This is a genomic window from Serratia sp. CY32780, from assembly GCF_052169135.1.
Lineage (GTDB): Bacteria > Pseudomonadota > Gammaproteobacteria > Enterobacterales > Enterobacteriaceae > Serratia > Serratia sarumanii.
This window is the reverse complement of record NZ_JBJNLI010000005.1, coordinates 149,470-168,428: the sequence shown is the minus strand read 5'-3', so window position 1 is coordinate 168,428 and position 18,959 is coordinate 149,470. Positions and strand designations below refer to the sequence as shown.

The following is an 18,959-nucleotide window of genomic DNA, read 5'->3' as shown; positions in this document are numbered from 1 at the left end:
CCTTTCATAGTGAATTATTCAGCGAGGGGAAATGCCCAACTCTTGTGAACGGGAATCGCGATGAAACCAAAGCAGCGGCAGGCCGCTATCCTTGAATATCTGCAGCGGCACGGCAAAACGGCAGTGGATGCCCTGGCCGAGCATTTCTCCACCACCGGCACCACCATCCGCAAGGATCTCACCCTGCTGGAAGAAGAAGGCGAGGTGATCCGCACCTACGGCGGCGTGGTGCTCAGCCGCGACGACGGCGATCAGCCGATCGACCGCAAAACCCATATCAACACCGAGAAAAAACGCCACATCGCCAGCGCCGCCGTGGCGCTGATCGCCGACGGCGACTCGCTGATCTTCGACGCCGGCAGCACGGTGCTGCAGATGGTGCCGCACCTGGCGCAGTTCAATAACATCACGGTGATGACCAACAGCCTGACCATCGTCAACGCGCTGGTGGAGCTGGACAACGATCAGACCATCCTGATGCCCGGCGGCACCTACCGCAAAAAATCGGCCTCGTTCCACGGCAGCCTGGCCGAATCGGCGTTTCAGCAGTTCAGCTTCGACAAGCTGTTTATCGGCGCGGACGGCGTCGATCTCAACGCCGGCGTCACCACCTTCAACGAAGTGCACAACGTCAGCAAAGCGATGTGCGAAGCCGCCGGCCGCATTATTCTGTTGGTAGACTCCTCGAAATTCGGCCGCAAGAGCCCGAACGTGGTGTGCGAACTCAGCGCCGTCGACACGCTGATCACCGACCGAGACATCAACCCCGATTACCTCGCCGCCCTGCAGGCGAAAGGCATCAATATCCTTCTGGTAGGAGACCCCGATGAGTAACGCCAACGCCCTGCTCACCTTCGCCCGCGAAACGCTGGAGATCGAGCTGACCGAAGCGCAACGCCTGCTGGCGCGCCTGGACGACAACTTCGTCTGCGCCTGCGAACTGCTGCTGAACTGCCGCGGCAAAGCGGTGATTTCCGGCATCGGCAAATCCGGCCATATCGGCAAGAAAATCGCCGCGTCGCTGGCCAGCACCGGCACGCCGTCGTTCTTCGTGCACCCGGCGGAGGCGCTGCACGGCGATCTCGGCATGATCGGCGCCGACGACGTGGTGGTGTTCATCTCCTACTCCGGCCGCGCCAAAGAGCTGGATCTGATCCTGCCGCTGCTGGCGGAGAACGGCATTCCGGTAATCGCCGTCACCGGCGGCAAAGAGTCGCCGCTGGCGCAGGCCGCCGCCTGCGTGCTGGATATCGGCGTCGAGCGCGAAGCCTGCCCGATGGGGCTGGCACCGACCTCCAGCGCGGTCAACACGCTGATGATGGGCGATGCTCTGGCGATGGCGCTGATGCGCCAGCGCGGTTTCAACGCGGAAGACTTCGCCCGCTCGCACCCGGGCGGCAGCCTGGGGGCGCGCCTGCTGAACCGCGTGCATCACCTGATGCGCACCGGCGATCGCCTGCCGCGCGTGAGCGAAAGCGCCAACGTGATGGAAGCGATGCTGGAACTGAGCCGCACCGGGCTCGGGTTAGTGGCGGTCTGCGACGCGCAGCAGCGGGTGGTGGGCGTGTTTACCGACGGCGACCTGCGCCGCTGGCTGGTGAAGGGCAACAGCCTGCAGGATCCGCTCAGCCCGGCAATCACCCGCCCGGGCTATCGGCTGCCGGAGCAGTGGCGCGCCGGCGAGGCGCTGGAAGCGCTGCACGAACAGCACATCAGCGCGGCCCCGGTGGTCGATATGGACGGCGTGCTGGTGGGGGCGCTCAACCTGCACGATCTGCATCAGGCCGGCATCGGCTGATCAACGCCGGGGGCGCCGTCACCGGCGCCCCCAGTCAGATCATTTCCAGTCGGGATTGTTCTCGAACTGCTGCTTCAGCAGCGCCTTCATGTCGTCATCCGGCTTGCCGAGCCACTGATACTTGGCATACTTCTTCGGATGATCGACGGCTTCCGGCCGGTCTTCCACCGCCACTCGCACGCCCCAGGCCTGGGATTTGTCCGCGCTGAACGCCACGATCAAAAAGTTGTTGCCGCAGTCGTGCGGTTTGCACAGATTGCCGACCAGATACTCTTTGCCCTTCCAGCTCAGGTTCTGCGCCGGCGTCGAGGTGCCGACGCCCTTGCGCGCCCAGCCCGGCATCCGCGCCTGGCCTTTCACCATGTTTTGCCAGCTGGCCTGATACCCCGGCTGCTGAATCAAATCCGACGTGGTGACGATCTGCTGAGCAAAGCTGCCCGCGCTGAAGCTGAGCAGTGCGCCGAAGAGGGCGCAACGCAGCGCCTGGTGTCCCGTCATAGTCCTTCTCCCTAGGTTAAATCAGGTTTCGCCCGTCAAACCGGGCCTGAACTAGTCAGACCACGGTTGCGGCAAAAAGTTGACTCACCACCAGGCGTGGAAATGATGCACCGGCCCGATGCCGTGCCCCACTTCCAGCGTGTCCGCCTGTTGCAGCGCTTGTTGCAGGTAGTCCTTGGCGGCGGCTACCGTAGCCGCCCAGTCGGCATGGCGCGGGCGCAGCGCCGCCAGCGCGGCCGAGAGCGTGCAACCGGTGCCGTGGGTGTGGCGGGTGGCGACGCGCGGCGCGGTAAAGCGCTGCTCGCCTTCGGCAGTAAACAGCCAGTCCGGGCTCTCGCTTTCGCTCAGGTGGCCGCCCTTCATCAGCACCGCCCGGCAGCCCATCGCCAGCAGCGCCCGCCCCTGCTCGCGCATCTGCGCTTCATCTTCCGCCGGCGCGCACGCCAGCAGCGCCGCCGCTTCCGGCAGGTTCGGCGTAATGATCGACACCAGCGGCAACAGCTCGCGCCGAATAGACGCCACCGCCTCCGGCGCCAGCAACGGATCGCCGCTTTTCGCCAGCATCACGGTGTCCAGCACCACGAATTCCGGCCGGTAATGGCGCAGCCGTTCGGCCACCGCCTGCACGATGTCGGCATTGGCCAGCATGCCGATCTTGACGCTGTCGATGCGCACGTCGCTGAACACCGAGTCCAGCTGCGCGGCGACGAACGCCGGATCGATGTAATACACCGACTGCACGCCGCGGGTATTCTGCGCCACCAGCGCGGTGATCACCGAGGTGCCGTAGGCGCCGAGCGCCGAGAAAGCCTTCAAATCGGCCTGAATGCCGGCGCCGCCGCTGGGATCGGTGCCGGCGATGGTCAGGGCGTTAATGCGTTTCATCACAGATCCTCCCCGCGCAGCTGATACAGGGCGTCGAGGAACGCCGGCGTAAAGCTGCCCGGCCCGGTGGCCTGTCTGGCCGCGAGGCCGCCGCAGTGGGACATCACCCGGCAGGCGGTCGCCACGTTGTCCAGGCGATCGCCCGGCAGGGCGCAAAACGCTGCCACGACCGCCGACAGCGCGCAGCCGGTGCCCACCACCCGCGTCATCAGCGGGGAACCGCCTTCGATCGCCCAATCGCGTTGGCCGTCGGTGACGTAATCCACCGCGCCGGTGACCGCCACCACCGCGCCGCTGCGCTGCGCCAGCTCACGCGCGGCGGGCAATGCCGCCAGCGAATCGTCGCCGCTGTCCACGCCGCGGCCGCTGGCCAGCAACCCGCTGAGCGCCATGATTTCCGAGGCGTTGCCGCGTATCGCCGCCGGTTTCTCGTCCAGCAGCTGTTTAGCAAAGGCGGTGCGGTAGGAGAGCGCGCCGACCGCCACCGGATCCAGCGTCCAGGGCTTGCCGGCCTGATTGGCGGCGGCCACCGCCGCCCGCATAGATTCGGCGCGCAGCGCATTGAGGGTACCGACGTTGATCAGCAGGCCGTCGGCCAGCGCGCTGAACTGCGCCGCCTCTTGCGGCTCCACCACCATCGCCGGGGAGGCACCGAGCGCCAATAGCACGTTGGCGGTCAGCGATTGCACCACTTCGTTGGTCAGGCAGTGGATCAGCGGAGGCCGCTGTTGGAATTGGGTCAGACAGGCCGCGGCGCGCGCGCCGGGTAGTGCATCAGGTCGAGCGATCATATTCCTCCCAACCGGCGTTCAAGAAGGCGGCGCCGGCTGGGCGGCCGTGACTTCCCTACGCTGGCATTATCCAGATCAGGTAATACGGGTATTTCTCAGCCTTCACGTAGAAGGGCACCCCGAGTCATGAAAATCAATAGGTTGTGATCAACGTTGCGTTAATCCCTGCAGGGGATCATGCCAGCGGCGGCGTGGACAAACAAGCGAATAAATTGGCCCGGCAGGCATACGCCGCGCAATGCGCTATAGTGAGCACAAACCACCGGGAGATGCCATGCAGATAAGACCCTACCAAGAGACCGATCGCCCTTTCCTGCGCACGCTGTACCTGGCGTCGCGCAAGGCGGCGTTCGGCTGGCGCGATACCTCAAACTATCAGTTGGAAGATTTCGACGGCGCGACGCTGGGCGAAGCGATTTGGGTGGCGGAAGACGGCGGCGTGCTGCTGGGATTCGTCTCCGTCTACCGCGAAGACAACTTCATTCATAACCTGTATGTCGCTCCCCATCAGCCGCCGCGCGGCGTCGGCAGTGCGCTGCTGCAGGCGGCGGAAGCTACCTTCACCGCCACCGGCTCGCTGAAATGCCTGGTGAAGAATGAAAAGGCGCTGGCGTTCTACCGCAAACACGGCTGGCGCATCATCTCTACCGGCAACGACGGCGAAGAAGATTATTACCTGCTGCATTCGCCGGCCCGCTAACGCCGCCTTTCCCGTCACAGAACTCATTAATGATAATGGATTTCATTATCACTTAAGCATACCCTTCCTTGTCTCTCTCAATGAACTTTGCAAGGAAGGTTATGCAACATCAAACGGATACACGCTTCCCCGATGCCGCGGCGGCGGACTACGATCGCCGTATTCTGACCCTGGTGCCCGGCTATCAGTTTGCTCAGGCGCTGCTGACGGCGACGCTCGCGCAGACGCTGCCGAATGACGCCACGCTGTTGCTGGCCGGCTGCGGCACCGGCAGCGAACTGTCGGCGCTGGCCGCCGCCAACGCCAGCTGGCGTTTCAGCGCAGTGGAACCCTCCGCCGGCATGCTGGCGGCCGCTCGCGCCAAAGCCGAAGCCGCGGGTTATGCACAGCGGGTGAGTTTCCAACCCACCTTGCTGCAACAAGCGACGCAAACCCGCCACGACGCGGCGGTGTGTTCATTGGTGCTGCACTTTATCGCCGACGATGGCGCCAAACTGGACTTCCTGCAGCAGCTGGCGCAGCGCCTCTCCCCCGCCGCACCGCTGCTGCTGTTCGACTATCAACCGGAGGGCCTGCCCGTCAGCCACTACCAACATTGGCTGCAAAGCGCCGGGCACTCGGCGGCGCAGGCGCAGGAGGTGATCGAACGCACCCGCCGCAACTGGCACCCGATGGCGGCGGCACGCAGCCGTCTTCTTTTGGCGGAAAGCGGCTTCACCGCGCCTCAGCAGTTGTGCGGTGCGCTGGGCTTCCAGCTTTCACTGCTCCACCGCCGCCGTTGAGCCCGGCATGCCGCGCAGCGTCAGCCGCCAAAACAGCAGCGCGCTCAGGCTGACGCCCGCCCCCAGCCAGCAGACGCCGCTCCAGCCCGCCCAGGCATACATATGGGTGCCGGCAAAGGCGCCCAACCCGCTACCGACGGCGTAAAACAGCATGTAGCAGCCCACCAGCCTGCTGTGCGACTGCGGGTGCGCGCGGAAGATCATGCTCTGGTTCAGCACGTGGATCGCCTGGCCCGCCAGATCCAGCAGCACGATGCCCGCCACCAGCCAAACCAGGCCGCTGCCGAGCAAACCGAGCGGCAGCCAGGCCAGCGTCAACAGCAGCAGACACACGCCGCTGGCCGCCTGCCCCAGCCCGCGATCCGCCAGATGCCCGGCGCGCACCGCCGCCAGCGCGCCCACCGCGCCGACCAGGCCGAACGCCCCCACCGCGGCATGGGTGAAGTTGAACGGCGCCTGGCTCAGCGGCAACACCAGCGAACTCCAAAAGAGGCTGAAAGCGCCGAACATCAGCAGCGCCAACATGCCGCGAATTTGCAGCGTGCGGTCATGTAGCAGCAGGGTCAGCATTGAACGCAGCAGCGCGGGATAGCTCAGCGTACTGGGAGCGGTGCGCGGCGCAGGCAGCAGGCGCGACAGGATCGGCAGCAATACCAGCGTCACCCCGGCAGAGAAGAAGTACACCGTGCGCCAGCCGCCGACATCCGCCAGCGCGCCGGACAGGGTGCGCGCCAGCAGCAATCCCAGCACCACTCCGCCCTGCGCCGCACCAACCACCCGCCCGCGCTCCTGCGGCGCCGCCAGTGCTGCGGCGAAAGCGATCAGCCCCTGCGTCATGGCGGTGCCCAATAAGCCTACCAGCAACATCCCTACCAGCAGCCAGGGCGCGCTGTGCGCCCAGCCCACCAATAGCAGCGCGCCGATCAGCCCCAGCTGTTGCCCCGCCAGCAACCAATGCCGGTTCAGCCGATCCCCGAGCGGCACCACCAACAGCAGCGCCAGCGCGCAGCCCAGTTGGGTCACGGTGATCACCATACCGACCGCCGCCAGGCTGATGGAAAAATCATGGGCGATAGCGTCCAGCAGCGGCTGCGCATAGTAAACGTTGGCCACGCTAAAGGCGCTGGCGGCGGCCAACAGCAGCACCAGAGGGGCCGGCAGGCGCCCCAGCGCCGCACAGGGGGGATCCAGCAGTTTGTCGCTCATCGCACACCTCAATCTGGTTTCATTATTAAACCCAATGAACTTTAGGCGCAGAGGTTTTATAATGCAACCAGAATGTGCAGCTGGAGATAAACGCCGTGAAACGTAAAAGCCTGGAAGACGCGCCGTGCCCGGTGGCGCGCACGCTGGATGTGATTGGCGACTGGTGGTCGCTGCTGATCGTGCGCGACGCCTTCGACGGCGTCACCCGCTTCAGCGAATTTCAAAAAGGGCTGGGGATGGCGAAGAACATCCTTGCCACCCGCCTGCGCGCGCTGGTGACGCACGGCGTGCTGGAAATCGTGCCCGCCGCAGACGGCAGCGCCTATCAGGAATATGTGCTGACCGAGAAAGGCCGCGCGCTGTTTCCGGTGATCGTCGGCCTGCGCCAGTGGGGCGAAGATCATCTGTTCGCCGAGGGAGAAGCGCACTCAACGCTGGTGGAAAGCGACAGCGGCCGCCCCGTCCCGCGCCTGACGCCGATCGGCAGCGCCGGGCAGACGCTCACCCCGCTGAATACCCGGGTGGTGAAGGTGGAGGAACGGTGATGAGAGTTAGTGGCGGTGCCCGCAGCTCACCCGCTGAAAAACCTGGCGGATAAAGAGCCATTCCAGACACCCGGCCAACAGATAAACCGCGCCAAAAACGAGCGCACCAAACCATTCCGTATCGTTAAAATGGAAAAACCCACTGGCGTCAATCAGCCAAGCGGTTTGATTCTGGTTTAGCCTGGGTACAGGAAAAAGCTTTATTGTCAGCACAGCCAGCCCAACAACAGCCAATGCGTTAGCGAGCAACAGGGCAAGTTTTTTCATAGCCTTTCACCTCGATAGTCCCATATGCCTGTAATGTCGTTCCCGGAACTCTGGCTGTTTTCGATTTCAGCAATGCAGCTCGCAGACGATTGAATTCGTTTTGGGAATAAAAGGTTACACATCCTTCGGATAATCCAAGTGGACCGATTGGATGCAACCTGAATTGCCCACGCATAATGCCGTTAATCCATGTTCTATCGTTAACTGTTCCATCATCTCTGTATAAAGCAAACCAACTATTGTGATCTACATTGGTCACAATATCTTTTATGAAAGTAATAGTCTGCGACTTTAAACCACCGGATGGCCGATCCACAATCCAGTAAGTACCGGCTGGTATAGCCCCGTGATTGGGAACATCTGTACATCCTGGTTGATTTGTATACTGTTTATTACCAGAAAACACAGAGAACATCCCAACCCCTTGACACAACAGAGTGTTTATTTTGTTTCCATTATGAACTAAAAAGCAGCGAAGCATTTTATTTCCCCCATCCTTTGGCTGAGCACCGATAATATCCAGCAAATAAGATTTTATCTATCTTATTGATTTTTTGAATATTGTTAACTCGTGATGATAGAATCAGCAATGAGTAAGGCCCAATCAGCATTGATGGCGCGTGCATCACCTTGAGCTATTACATCTATTCTCTAACAGCTTCCGCAATCCCCTGCAGGTAATGTATAGTCCGCGTTTTACGGAGATCCCATGCTGACTAACTCATCCATTCGTCTGAACAAATACATTAGCGAGAGCGGTATCTGCTCACGCCGCGACGCCGATCGATACATCGAACAGGGCAACGTTTTCATCAACGGTAAACGCGCCACCGTTGGCGCTCAGGTATTTGCCGGGGATGTGGTGAAGGTTAACGGTCAGTTGATCGAACCGCGCAATGAAGAAGATCTGGTGCTGATCGCGCTGAACAAACCGGTCGGCATCGTCACCACCACCGAAGACGGCGAGCGCGACAACATCGCCGACTTCGTCAACCACAGCAAACGCATCTTCCCGATCGGCCGTTTGGACAAGGATTCGCAGGGGCTGATCTTTCTGACCAACCACGGTGACCTGGTCAACAAGATCCTGCGCGCCGGCAACAATCACGAGAAAGAGTATCTGGTGACGGTCAACAAGCCGGTGACCGACGAGTTTATTCGCGGCATGGGCGCCGGCGTGCCGATGCTGGGCACGGTGACCAAAAAGTGCAAGGTAAAGAAAGAGGCGCCGTTCGTGTTCCGCATCACGCTGGTGCAGGGGCTGAACCGCCAGATCCGCCGCATGTGCGAACACTTCGGCTACGAGGTCACCAAGCTGGAACGCACGCGCATCATGAACGTCAGCCTCAAAGGCTTGCCGCTGGGCGAATGGCGCGATCTGAGCGATGACGAGCTGATCGAGCTGTTCAAACTGATTGAAGGCTCTTCATCCGAGGCCAAGCCGGCGAAGAAGGCCCCGGCCAAATCCGCCGCGGCGAAAAAACCGAGTGCCGGCGGCCCCAAAAGCGCCGACAAAGCCGCCGCGCCGGCCGGCCGCAAGCGCTTTACCCAGCCAGGGCGCAAGAAAAAAGGGCGTTAACCCCCGCTCACGCTTCTCGCCAAGCCCGCCGTTGCGCGGGCTTTTTCATCATAAAAGTCAGCCACAGGCCGCCACTGAGTTCTCACCATAAAAAAGGCCCGCATCAAGCGAGCCTACAAGTACCAGAGAAGTCTAGAGGAAAAATCAGAACGACCAGCGCAGGTTGGCGTTGACCGAATTAACGCGGGTATCGGCGCCGAATTGCCCCTGATAGCCGACATCCAGCGTCGCGGCGCGCGACAGTTTCACGCTCACGCCGATATCGCCCACCATCACGTTGTCATCCACGGCCTGGCCCTGAGTGACGAACGCGTCGCTGCCGGCAAACGCCATGCGCGATGAGGTGTTCTTATCGCCGTAGGCGTGCTGCCAGCCGAGCGAGCCATAAAGGCTAACGTTCTTCGGCAGTTCGGTCACGCCGCGCACCCCGAGCGTGGAGTAGAAGGTGTTCATCGTTTCATTGCGCACGCTCAGCGCCGCCGCGCCACCCGACTCCTGGAAGCTGTCGGTATGCAGACGGATGTAGCTCAGGTTGATGAACGGTTCGACGTTCATCTCCGGCTGGCCGAAACGGTAACCCGCTTCGGTGAACGCCAGCAGCGAGTTGGCGTCGTAGTCCGACTTCAGCCGATCCGAGAAGCCGCTGAAATCGACGTTGCGCTTGCCTTCAATCTTGTGCCAGGTGTAACCCAGCGCGCCGCGCAGCGAGAACGCATCCTGCTGCCCCGCCGCATACAGGCCGAGGTGGTAGTTGTCGGTATCGGCCTTGGAACGGCGGCTGTCGACGTCGTAGTCGCCGCGGCTGTAACCGAAGTAGCCGCCGATGCGCACGTTATGATCAGTCAGCTTGCGATCCGCGCCCAACAGGAAGCCGGTGGTGTTGCCATCCAGCTTGCCCACGTTGCCGTTGCCGCTGTTTTTGCCCCAGGAACTGAAGGTCTGCCCCCAGACGCCGCTGTTTTGCGCCTGCGCCGGTTGCACCAGCGACATCGCCAACGGCGGTATCGGCAGGCTGTCGTTGTCGAACAGGCGCAACATGCGCTGGTTCAGCACGTTGAACAGCTGGGTGCTGCCGGCGATCAGGTTAGACTGCATCGACGGATAGACTTCGCCGGACAGCTGATTAAACGCCTCGCGCGCTTCCGGCGCACTCAGCAGCAGCAGTGAGTTATACAGCGCCAGCGAAGAGCCGCTCTGCGTCAGCGTCGAGAGCGCACCGGCGGTATTCCACTGGTTACCGCTTTCAGCCACCGTTTGGAAAATACCCGGCTTGCCGCTGCCTGGGTTCTCGCCCCCCGGATTTTCACCGCCTGGGTTTTCCCCGCCCGGATTCTCGCCCCCTGGATTCTCACCGCCTGGGTTTTCTCCACCCGGGTTTTCGCCCCCTGGATTCTCACCGCCTGGGTTTTCTCCACCCGGGTTTTCGCCCCCTGGATTTTCACCGCCCGTGTCTTTCTGCGCGATGGTCAGATCCACGGCGTTGGCGCTGTGATTCAGCGCTACATCGAGGAAGGCAGACTTGGAGACCGCCGCCGCGAACTGGCCGTCAATGCCGCCGTCCGAGGTCAGAATGCGATAGCTTTGGCCGGTTTTATAGCTGGTTTGCGGATCCAGAGCCGTAACCTGCACCTTGGCCCGATCGCTGATGGTGGTTTTGCCCGCCACCAGCAACTGGTCGCTGCGGCCGTCGCCGGCGATATCGACGTCGTAGAAGGATTCGCCGATAAAGTTCAGGTAGCGTTTCAGCGTCAGCGTGCCGATATTGCCGTCGCCGGGCGAGATATGGCCGCCGGACTGGATCTCGGTCTGGCCCAGCGTGCCGTTGCCGCCCAATGTGCCGCCGGCCTTGATCGACGCGGCGCTGCTGTAGCCCTGCCCGTTATTGACGTCGGAACCCGCCGTCGCGTTGAGGATCAGCGTGCCGCCGTTCTCTGCGCTGAGGGTTTGGATCTCGAAGATGTCGTCTTCTTTCTGGGTATTGATGTCGCTGGCGATGATGAGCTTGCCGCCGCGCGCGGTGACGTTCGCCTGCAGCTCAGAGAGATCGCCGTTCAGCGTCGTGTGCCCGGCGCTGTTGATCACCTCGCCTTCGCCGCTCATCTTGTTGCTGAAAACGTAATTGCCGTCGGTATGGTTAAAGTACACATAGCTGCGGAACAATCCGCCCCGCAGGGCGATCGCCGTCTGGGCATCGATGGTGCCTGCGGCGCCCGCCGCGCCGAGCGTCGGCTCAGTCAACCCGGTGCCGGTGTCCATGTTGCCGCGGCTGCCGATAATCAGCGCGCCGCGGTTAGAGCCGGAGCCGGTCTTGCCCAGCACCACTTCGTTGCCGCCGGCGGAGAATGTCCCGCCGTCCATGACCGCCAGCACGCCGTTGCCGTAATCGCCGACGTTGACGCTGCTGCCGCTGGTAAACCGTGAGCCGTTGCCGGCGATCGTCAGCTCGGCGGTTTTACGCGCGCCGGAGACGCCCGCCACTTCGATGCTGCCAACGCTGACCGCGCCGCCGTTCAGCACGTCTAGATCGCCGTAAAGCGTGAGCGCGCGGCCGACGTTCCATTGGGAATTGGCCCCGGTGACCGTGGCTTTCGGGCTCAGCGTATCAGTCTCGCCCGGCCCGCTACCATTGCCGATGCGCGCGTCAAAGGCGGTGTTCAGCACCGCGCCGTCTTCGATCGCCAGCGTGGATCGTGCCCCTAAATCGGTGCCGACGCTGAGAAAATTGCTGGTGACGCGAGAACCGGCGCCTGTGGCGATCAGATGGCTGTCGTAGCCACGCGTGGTGCCGACCACAATCTCTTTCGCGCTGGCCAGCGCGCCGTCTTCAACCCGCAGGGTGCCCTGCCCCAGATTCAGGCCGCCGCGCAGCACGAACTGATCGTTCACCGCGTTCAGCTCGGCGTTCGGCCCGCGGACCGTGACCAGGCTTTCATGAATTTGGCCGTTGAACATCCGGCCGATATTGATGTTATAGGCGCTGATCTTGCCATTATCGATCAGCAGGTTGCCGCTTTGATTACGGCCGACGTAAACGTCCCCGGTGTAGGCCAATGATTCGGTAATTTTTGCGTCGCCATCAAAAATGGCATCATCTGCGCGAGCGATATCGGCGGGCGCCAGCATCAACAGCGGCGCAGAAAATAGAGCGAGGTAAAGTTTGGAAAGCGGTGTTTTAACCGCTAAAGGATGCGATGTCTTGTCATTCACGGGCTATCTCCGTACTCGTTGGCGTGATGGCGCGAAATTTATTGTTATAGGGAAACTCAATACACTAGAGGAGGTGTAAGGCGTTATTTCGCGCACGCCGGTTTAGTGATCGTCGAAGCAAAAGCTTATAGCCCCCCGGCGCTGACGCTCCGACGATGGAAAACCAGGAAGCGGCAATACCGCCCCCAAAGCGAATTATTTATGCGTGACCACCGGCGTACAGGTCGGCGCGCTTAGCGACGGCGACGAACCTAAAATTCCCGGCATCATCAGCGACGAGCAATCGAAAATGCGGCCTTTTTCCGTGGTGGCGCGATAAGAAAGTTTTTGCCCGCCCAGCGCATCCGGCGGTGCGCCATTGACATTGGTCACGGTAATTTCGTCCGATGAGCCCAGGCCCAGCATTTTGGCGGTTTCCGCCTGCAGTAATGGAATGGCCTGATCGGTTTTCAGGGTGGAACAACCGGCTATCATCATCGTAACGGTTAAAGCGATAAGTGGTTTTTTCATAAATTATCCTTTATAACCAATCAGTTAAAATTATCGATTGGCTTTATGTTTTCTCTTATCCAAATCCTCGAATAATATATTTCCCTTTCCTAAACGAAAAAACCCTCCTAAAGTAGGGAGGGTTGATAATAATTCATCAGACCTATCTGAACTGTGAAGGCGAAAGGAGAATCCTTTGGGGCAGGATTATGCGTTGGTCGTTGATGACCATCCATTGGTAGCAAGCGGTATCGCTAACTTTCTCAGCACGCATTGCCGATTCAAACAGGCACATGTGGTGACCAATGAAGAAAATTGCTACCGTCATATTAGGGAAAATGGCCCGCCGCGTTTACTGGTGATCGATTTTTGGCTCTCTTCCGGTACGGCGTTGAAATTACTCAAAGAAGTAAAACAACGTTATTCTCAGGTGCGTATTTTGGTGGTCAGCGGCGACGAAAATAACGATATCTGGCAGAAAGTGCACAATGCCGGCGGGCATGGGTTCGTATTAAAAAATGAACCCCCGGAATTATTCGCCAGAGCGGTTTTTGCGTTGAATAATAATCAGGAGTGGTTCCCGGAAGGAAATGAACCCGCCATTAAAAACAGTCATGAACATTTAAATAAATTCAATTTAACGCCGAGACAAATCGACGTATTAACTATGATGCTGCGCGGCCTGCCGAATAAAAGGATCGCGACGCAGCTGTCTATTTCCGAACCCACCGTGAAAGAGCATATCAGTAATATCTTAAAAAAGATCGGCGTCAACAGCCGGGTAGAAGCCATCACGCTGTTGCACGGCAAACGGGATCCGTCACAATGAAGTTTTTCCAGAATTTACAAAATGATGGCATCTCCTCACGCGCGCAGATCCGCCTGCTGGACAACACCTTCATGCGGTTGGTGTTCAGCTTCACCGCCGTGCCTTTCGTCGGCATCCCGTTCGCCATCTGGATTTATTTGCTGGGGGATGAACTCGGCCCAACCATTGCCTGGATCATGGTTTACCTGCTATGCGCCGTGGCGATCAGAATATGGCATCGGCGCTACCAGCGCGAGGCCAAAGAAAATGATGAAGACGCCGTGCTGCGCCGCTGGCTGCCGCGCATTAATAAGGTGGCGTTTATTCACGGGTTGGGGATCTCATCACTCTATTTAATTACCCCGCAGACCCATAACTTTGACTTTTTTCTGCTGCTCAATATCAGCATCGCCGCGATCGTCGCCGCCAACGCAACGCATCTGACGCCGGTTATCAGCACCTTTACCCGCTTTTTCTTCGCCTCCTGGGGGCTGCTGAACCTCGGCATCATCTGGCGGCTGGAAGACGTGATGTTCATCGTGCTGATGCTGAACTTGCTGTACGGCTTCGCCATTTACCGCCACGCCTTAACCTCTCATGCGTTCTTTATCCAGCAGGCGTTGCTCGAAGAACAAAGCTCGCGCCTGGCGGAACAGTTCCGGCAAGCTAAAGAGGAGGCGGAACAGGCGCTGCTGGACAAGAATCAGTTCCTGACCACCGCCAGCCACGATCTGCGCCAGCCGGTGCACGCCATGGGCTTTCTGATCGAAGCCATCATCCACAAGAACCGCGACGATAGCCTGACGCCACAGCTGCTGGATCTGCAGCAGAGCGTGCGTTCGGTGCATTTGATGTTCAATTCACTGCTCGATCTCAGCAAGATCGAATCCGGCAACGTGCGCACCGCCGCCACCCATGTGGATATCGGCGCCCTGCTCGACTCGGTGATCACCCTGTTCCGCGAAGAGGCCAACAGCCGCGCCCTGGCGCTGCGCACCTGGCGGCCCAAACGGCGCATCAGCGTGATGGGCGACCCGCTGCTGGTGCGGCAATCGCTGATTAACCTGATCCAAAACGCCCTGCGCTACACGCAACGGGGCGGCGTGTTGATCGCTATCCGCCCGCGCGGCGCCGAGTGCCTGGTGGAAGTGTGGGACACCGGCGTAGGCATCGCCGACGAAGAGAAAAGCAAAATCTTCTCCCCTTACTACCGCCCCGAGCTGGCATGGAAAATCGACAGCGCCGGCCACGGGCTGGGGCTGGCGGTGGTGGCGCGCTGCGCCAAGCTGATGAAGGTGAAGTACGGCATGCACTCCGTCGAAGGCAAAGGCTCGCGCTTCTGGATGCGCTTCACACAATACAGCGGCGAAGACAAAGCGCCGGAAACCACGGCCGCCTACGACAACACCGCCACGCCCATCCGCTATGCACCGCTGCGCGGCGCCTGCCTGGTGGTGGACGACGATCCTTTGGTGACCTCCGCCTGGGAGAGCCTGATGAGCACCTGGGGCATCACCGTGCGCTGCGCAGCCTCCGCCGAGGAAGCCTTCGCCATCGTCGACGACGGTTTTACGCCGTTCGCCGTGCTGTGCGACCAGCGCCTGCGTTCCGGCGAGAGCGGTTTCGACATCCTGAAAGCGCTGTTCGAACGCCTGCCGGACGTGAGCGGCGCCATGGTCAGCGGCGAGTTCAACTCGCAGATATTGCAAGAGGCCGAGCAGGAAGGCTATCTGGTGCTGCGCAAGCCGCTGGAGCCGGCCAGGCTGCATGCGCTGCTGACGCAGTGGGGGGCCGGCTAGCGCGAGGCGGTGGTTTAGCGGGCAAGATGACGCAGCAGGCTCTCAAGGTTGCGCTCCCCCTCCGGGGTTTGCGCACCGGCCTTCAGCCCGCCGCGAATCAACCGCTCCGCGGCCGGGCGTGCGAACAATCCCGCCCAGGCGTCGTGCTCGCGATAAAAACCGGCCTGCAGATCCGGCGCAGGCATCGCCTGTTTGGCCGCCGCAATCACCCCCGCAGGCAATGCCGCGATATTGCGCGCTAACCGATCGACGAAATCATCGAGCTCGGCGGCTGGCAAGGCACGGTTAATCCAGCCGTAGCGTTCTGCAGTAGCGGCATCGAAAAGCTCGGCGCCCAGGATCACTTCCAGAGCGCGGCCGCGCGTCATTCGGCTCGTCAGATACTGCGTCGCGCCGCCGCCGGGCGTAATGCCCATCAAGGCCTCGCACTGGGCCAGTCCCACCGTTTCCCGTGCAGCGAAAGCCATATCGGCCGCCGCCACAAACTCGGCGCCGCCGCCGCGCGCCAGCCCAGCCAGCTTAACGAGAGTGACCTGCGGCTGGCTGCGCAGCAGTTCGCCAAACGCCTGGAACGGATTTAGCCCCTCCGGCGCGTTGCTCGCCAGTTCGTCGAAAGCGTGCGGCTCATCGATCAAGGTCATGTCGACGTGAGCAATAAAGAACGCTGGGTTCGCGCTCTGGAACACCAACACCCGCGTATCCGGATCGTCACGCACCGCGAGCAATAAACGGCTGATTTCCGACATCAGCGCCACATCAAGCACGTTTACCGGTGGGTTATCGATAGCGATCGTCATCACGCCGTGCGCATGAGACAGCCTGAGTTTGCTGAAATCTGTATCTGTCATCTCAATGTCCTTTTACCTGGGGTACAAGTGCGGGTTATTCGCGCCGTGTTTCGAATGGTATACTTTGCATACCTGGCGTCAATTACGCACCTTAAGCATCCCAGGGATGCGGGAGGATACCGATGGATAAGACCGATGTTGTTTACCGCGCCGACTGCCCAAGCCGCATCGTGCTCGATCAGATTGCCGATAAATGGTCCATGATGGTGTTGGAAGTGCTGCGCGAACCGCAGCGTTTCAACGCCATCAAGCGCCGTCTGGATGGTGTCACGCAACGCGTGCTGACCCAGACCCTGCGCAAATTGGAACGCAACGGCATGGTGCATCGCAAAGTGTTGGATGGGCGGGTACTTGGCGTCGAGTATTCGCTGACGCCGCTCGGCAAATCCCTGCAGGGGCCGTTCTCGATACTGTTCGACTGGACGTTAGGGAATATTGAGGCGATTCAGGAGTGCCAACGCAAGTATGATGAGCAGGACGAGTGATGTGATCCCCATAGTCTTTCACTTGCAGGAAAACGAGAGTTAGACAGCCCATCGGGCTATCAGGCCATGATCAGTCGCTTAAACAGCAGCTGCTGGATGTCCTGCCGGTGTGACAAAATCGCATGTGCTGTTACCAACCTTCCGTCTACAGAATACAAAACCCGGTAACCTTCAGCGTGATTAAACTCCCGGTACTTTGCACAGCCAATTTTGAGCAGCTCGGGGCAAATCTGACATCCTTGTGGGAACTGGCCAACGATGCTCTCAAACTGAGTGAGTATATCCGCAATCACTGGGCGCGGTTCGACATCAACGCGACGGAGATGGCTCGCTATTGTGTCGATGCAGTGCTTTACCGTAAGCGTGTACTCAAAGGTCACCTGCTGTTCCATTGCAATCCCTTAATGTTGAGCACTGTAATGCTTAAAGCCCATCCAGCAGCTGTTCCTTCGAGAACACGCGCCCTTCCGCTTTATCTTTCTCTGAAAGCGTCAGCAATTTCAACAGAGCAATGGCGTTCTCCCGCTCCTGCTGCTGCTCATAGGATTCTATCACGTAGGCGGGAACCCCATTTTGCGTGACCAGGATAGGTTCAGAGAGATCGAGCGTGGCCGCGTTTTTTTTAACGTAGCTGATGGTCTCTACTTTCATCGTGCCCCCAGGCGCTATCAATCATACCAAGGTCTGAATATAGGCCATATTTAGACCACAAACAATGTTCGGCTTTACCCATAACTTACCTCATGGCTGACAACAGGCAGAAAAGACATGGCCATACAAAGAAAAACCCTCTGTAAAAACAGAGGGTTTTAGTCACTTTGGCCTAGTTACGAACAGGCTGTGAAGGGGGGATTAAATCATTCCCACTCAATTATAAAAAATTCAATTCACTTACAAGCAGTTAAAAACATTAATCATAGCAATGCCACGAAAAATACCATTTCCAGCTTAGTCGACTGAAAATGACTTGTTCCGCCTGTGCTTGCGCTTCTGGTCAGCGATCTTGCCCGGCTGGCCAGCTCAGGATCACTCATAACCTTCAGCACATTGCGCAGACGCACCATGCAGGCAATGGGTGTCAGTTCGAACTCATAGCCGACGGCGACCATCTCAGTCTCAGCCTCCTCGGTGATAAAAACGGTTCGGCATGGTTTTCCTGATACGACTGCACTATGCTGCTTACTCTCGAACTCACATTTCCGGCGGTTCGCTGTCATCGTCCGCGTCGGTTGCCAAGCTCTGATCCTCGTGGCGTTCGATACGACGTTGATGCTCTCCAAGAGAGATAGTCAACTCGTTGCCTTCGAGCTTCGCTTGCAGATCTCGCAGGATGAGGCTGCGCTTAGACATATCACCTTCAATAGCTTTCTCAAAACTAGACACGGAAGCAACCGGCACCCGAACGTATCGCTCAATGAACGACGCCATCGTTACGCCAGCTTCGTCCTCAAGATGATTCCACGCAGCATCCCCTACGTAAGCAGCGCCGCCTGCCTCACGGTACGCGGCTTGAAGACCAGTCAGCTTGTCGTTCTCTGTAGGGTCCAGTACGACAAGAATTGGCTTTGCACCCGAGCTTCTGCAATCACGGGCGAAGGAAATCTCCTCACCGAACCGACCTTGACCACTGGCTGCAATAGTCACGCGCAGCTTCAGTTCGTATGCGAGCAGAGTCCCATCCGGCAACACCTTCCAGCAATCAACCTGTCGGCCCTTCGTCGGGTCATCGGCACGTCTGACAACACGCTCACGAGCCGATTTGGGTTCTCCACCGATAGCAGCTGCAAGGATAGGCTCAAAAAGATAGCCGGTTTCCTGTGCGGACCGGTTGTCAAGATCGTAGAAAAATTTGCGCCAAGTGAGCCATGAAGCAAGCGCTTCCGGGGGAAAATCCGGCCCATATTCCATGAGCGCCCGGGGAGAAACCTGCACCATGGTTGGCAGGGGCTGCTGTTGAAGAATCAGCCCATACTTACGCCGCCGCTTATGCAGTTCGGTCAGACACGTCAGGTACGTCATGAAGTCCTGATCCAGTGACGCACCAGAATCAAGCATATCAACCACGTCAAAGGACGTAACTGTTACATCAGGGGCAGTGAACCAATCAACCGCTATGTCATAGTACTCCTGCTGCGGGACGACCTTCGGCCAAAGCGCGGGGAAAACTCGCGCCATTTCACCGCCCTTACCGATGTCGATGGCCACAAGTGCAATTACCTTCGCCAGCTCGCTAGGTTCCATGAGAGCCCGAATGTTTGCAGTGTTCGCGATA

22 protein-coding genes and 1 riboswitch are annotated in these 18,959 nt (G+C 59.6%); of the genes, 9 read left to right on the top strand and 13 right to left on the bottom strand.

The features are described 5' to 3' along the window. Positions 1 to 60 precede the first annotated feature (60 nt). Together srlR and gutQ are read left to right on the top strand one after the other, a co-directional pair. On the top strand, positions 61 to 834 hold the full coding sequence (srlR, locus tag ACJ8HH_RS19920; RefSeq protein WP_033635559.1) for a glucitol operon DNA-binding transcriptional repressor SrlR: 774 nt from the start codon (positions 61 to 63) through the stop codon (positions 832 to 834). After that, positions 827 to 1,798, top strand: a complete 972-nt coding sequence (gene gutQ / locus ACJ8HH_RS19915) for an arabinose-5-phosphate isomerase GutQ (RefSeq protein ID WP_039568480.1) — start codon at positions 827 to 829, stop codon at positions 1,796 to 1,798. The genes srlR and gutQ overlap by 8 nt, the downstream gene beginning before the upstream one ends. 39 nt (positions 1,799 to 1,837) lie before the next feature. Here the strand turns inward: gutQ and ACJ8HH_RS19910 are convergent, their stop codons facing one another. The 3 genes from ACJ8HH_RS19910 to thiM form a co-directional block, all read right to left on the bottom strand. Further along, complete coding sequence (locus ACJ8HH_RS19910) at positions 1,838 to 2,296, bottom strand: inhibitor of vertebrate lysozyme family protein (protein ID WP_033648850.1); 459 nt, start codon at positions 2,294 to 2,296, stop codon at positions 1,838 to 1,840. A gap of 84 nt (positions 2,297 to 2,380) precedes the next feature. Further along, positions 2,381 to 3,181 carry a bifunctional hydroxymethylpyrimidine kinase/phosphomethylpyrimidine kinase gene (gene thiD / locus ACJ8HH_RS19905; protein ID WP_033648851.1) on the bottom strand — a complete coding sequence of 267 codons (801 nt, stop codon included), beginning with the start codon at positions 3,179 to 3,181 and terminating at the stop codon, positions 2,381 to 2,383. Next, positions 3,181 to 3,972 (bottom strand): hydroxyethylthiazole kinase, encoded by a 792-nt coding sequence (gene thiM, locus ACJ8HH_RS19900; RefSeq protein ID WP_041036301.1) that lies wholly within the window; start codon positions 3,970 to 3,972, stop codon positions 3,181 to 3,183. Before thiM ends, thiD begins: the two co-directional genes overlap by 1 nt. Positions 3,973 to 4,007: 35 nt before the next feature. Then, positions 4,008 to 4,104, bottom strand: a riboswitch (TPP riboswitch). A 142-nt stretch (positions 4,105 to 4,246) separates the two neighbouring features. Between thiM and ACJ8HH_RS19895 the strand changes: the two genes are divergently transcribed. Together ACJ8HH_RS19895 and ACJ8HH_RS19890 are read left to right on the top strand one after the other, a co-directional pair. Beyond that, positions 4,247 to 4,672: a GNAT family N-acetyltransferase gene (locus ACJ8HH_RS19895; RefSeq protein WP_039568490.1), complete on the top strand. Its 426-nt coding sequence runs from the start codon at positions 4,247 to 4,249 to the stop codon at positions 4,670 to 4,672. A 101-nt stretch (positions 4,673 to 4,773) separates the two neighbouring features. Further along, positions 4,774 to 5,454: a methyltransferase gene (locus ACJ8HH_RS19890; protein WP_060452028.1), complete on the top strand. Its 681-nt coding sequence runs from the start codon at positions 4,774 to 4,776 to the stop codon at positions 5,452 to 5,454. Here the strand turns inward: ACJ8HH_RS19890 and ACJ8HH_RS19885 are convergent. Further along, positions 5,431 to 6,660, bottom strand: coding sequence for an MFS transporter (locus ACJ8HH_RS19885; protein WP_060420029.1), 1,230 nt, complete (start codon positions 6,658 to 6,660; stop codon positions 5,431 to 5,433). The genes ACJ8HH_RS19890 and ACJ8HH_RS19885 overlap by 24 nt on opposite strands. A 95-nt stretch (positions 6,661 to 6,755) precedes the next feature. Between ACJ8HH_RS19885 and ACJ8HH_RS19880 the strand changes: the two genes are divergently transcribed. Next, entirely contained in the window at positions 6,756 to 7,205 is a 450-nt protein-coding gene (locus ACJ8HH_RS19880) for a winged helix-turn-helix transcriptional regulator (protein ID WP_033648951.1), read from the top strand. 6 nt (positions 7,206 to 7,211) lie between these two features. Here ACJ8HH_RS19880 and ACJ8HH_RS19875 read toward each other — a convergent pair whose 3' ends face one another. Together ACJ8HH_RS19875 and ACJ8HH_RS19870 are read right to left on the bottom strand one after the other, a co-directional pair. Continuing rightward, positions 7,212 to 7,472 carry a DUF1158 family protein gene (locus ACJ8HH_RS19875; RefSeq protein WP_033655345.1) on the bottom strand — a complete coding sequence of 87 codons (261 nt, stop codon included), beginning with the start codon at positions 7,470 to 7,472 and terminating at the stop codon, positions 7,212 to 7,214. Beyond that, the gene (locus tag ACJ8HH_RS19870; RefSeq protein ID WP_223182026.1) at positions 7,444 to 7,998 is read right to left on the bottom strand and encodes a DUF2778 domain-containing protein; all 555 of its coding nucleotides are present in this window, start codon (positions 7,996 to 7,998) and stop codon (positions 7,444 to 7,446) included. The genes ACJ8HH_RS19875 and ACJ8HH_RS19870 overlap by 29 nt, the downstream gene beginning before the upstream one ends. A gap of 183 nt (positions 7,999 to 8,181) precedes the next feature. Between ACJ8HH_RS19870 and rluF the strand changes: the two genes are divergently transcribed. Next, positions 8,182 to 9,051 (top strand): 23S rRNA pseudouridine(2604) synthase RluF, encoded by an 870-nt coding sequence (rluF, locus tag ACJ8HH_RS19865; RefSeq protein ID WP_039568501.1) that lies wholly within the window; start codon positions 8,182 to 8,184, stop codon positions 9,049 to 9,051. Between the two features lie 144 nt (positions 9,052 to 9,195). On the opposite strand, the gene ACJ8HH_RS19860 is transcribed toward rluF, so the two are convergent. Further along, complete coding sequence (locus ACJ8HH_RS19860; protein WP_060452027.1) at positions 9,196 to 12,258, bottom strand: autotransporter outer membrane beta-barrel domain-containing protein; 3,063 nt, start codon at positions 12,256 to 12,258, stop codon at positions 9,196 to 9,198. 195 nt (positions 12,259 to 12,453) lie between these two features. Continuing rightward, positions 12,454 to 12,768, bottom strand: a complete 315-nt coding sequence (locus ACJ8HH_RS19855; protein WP_041036313.1) for a hypothetical protein — start codon at positions 12,766 to 12,768, stop codon at positions 12,454 to 12,456. A 175-nt stretch (positions 12,769 to 12,943) separates the two neighbouring features. Between ACJ8HH_RS19855 and ACJ8HH_RS19850 the strand changes: the two genes are divergently transcribed. Together ACJ8HH_RS19850 and ACJ8HH_RS19845 are read left to right on the top strand one after the other, a co-directional pair. After that, complete coding sequence (locus ACJ8HH_RS19850) at positions 12,944 to 13,576, top strand: response regulator transcription factor (RefSeq protein WP_033654271.1); 633 nt, start codon at positions 12,944 to 12,946, stop codon at positions 13,574 to 13,576. After that, complete coding sequence (locus tag ACJ8HH_RS19845) at positions 13,573 to 15,354, top strand: hybrid sensor histidine kinase/response regulator (RefSeq protein ID WP_060452026.1); 1,782 nt, start codon at positions 13,573 to 13,575, stop codon at positions 15,352 to 15,354. The genes ACJ8HH_RS19850 and ACJ8HH_RS19845 overlap by 4 nt, the downstream gene beginning before the upstream one ends. 14 nt (positions 15,355 to 15,368) lie before the next feature. Here ACJ8HH_RS19845 and ACJ8HH_RS19840 read toward each other — a convergent pair whose 3' ends face one another. Next, positions 15,369 to 16,202, bottom strand: coding sequence for an enoyl-CoA hydratase/isomerase family protein (locus ACJ8HH_RS19840; RefSeq protein ID WP_060452025.1), 834 nt, complete (start codon positions 16,200 to 16,202; stop codon positions 15,369 to 15,371). A gap of 122 nt (positions 16,203 to 16,324) precedes the next feature. Between ACJ8HH_RS19840 and ACJ8HH_RS19835 the strand changes: the two genes are divergently transcribed. Next, the gene (locus ACJ8HH_RS19835; protein ID WP_033635579.1) at positions 16,325 to 16,687 is read left to right on the top strand and encodes a winged helix-turn-helix transcriptional regulator; all 363 of its coding nucleotides are present in this window, start codon (positions 16,325 to 16,327) and stop codon (positions 16,685 to 16,687) included. A gap of 59 nt (positions 16,688 to 16,746) precedes the next feature. On the opposite strand, the gene ACJ8HH_RS19830 is transcribed toward ACJ8HH_RS19835, so the two are convergent. The 4 genes from ACJ8HH_RS19830 to ACJ8HH_RS19815 form a co-directional block, all read right to left on the bottom strand. Then, positions 16,747 to 17,079: a type II toxin-antitoxin system RelE/ParE family toxin gene (locus ACJ8HH_RS19830; protein ID WP_041036319.1), complete on the bottom strand. Its 333-nt coding sequence runs from the start codon at positions 17,077 to 17,079 to the stop codon at positions 16,747 to 16,749. A gap of 31 nt (positions 17,080 to 17,110) precedes the next feature. Beyond that, positions 17,111 to 17,338, bottom strand: a complete 228-nt coding sequence (locus ACJ8HH_RS19825; protein WP_038872484.1) for a type II toxin-antitoxin system Phd/YefM family antitoxin — start codon at positions 17,336 to 17,338, stop codon at positions 17,111 to 17,113. Positions 17,339 to 17,601: 263 nt separating this feature from the next. Then, positions 17,602 to 17,796, bottom strand: a complete 195-nt coding sequence (locus tag ACJ8HH_RS19820; protein ID WP_195907144.1) for a hypothetical protein — start codon at positions 17,794 to 17,796, stop codon at positions 17,602 to 17,604. A gap of 82 nt (positions 17,797 to 17,878) precedes the next feature. Continuing rightward, positions 17,879 to 18,892, bottom strand: coding sequence for a restriction endonuclease (locus ACJ8HH_RS19815; protein WP_154641091.1), 1,014 nt, complete (start codon positions 18,890 to 18,892; stop codon positions 17,879 to 17,881). Positions 18,893 to 18,959: the final 67 nt, after the last annotated feature.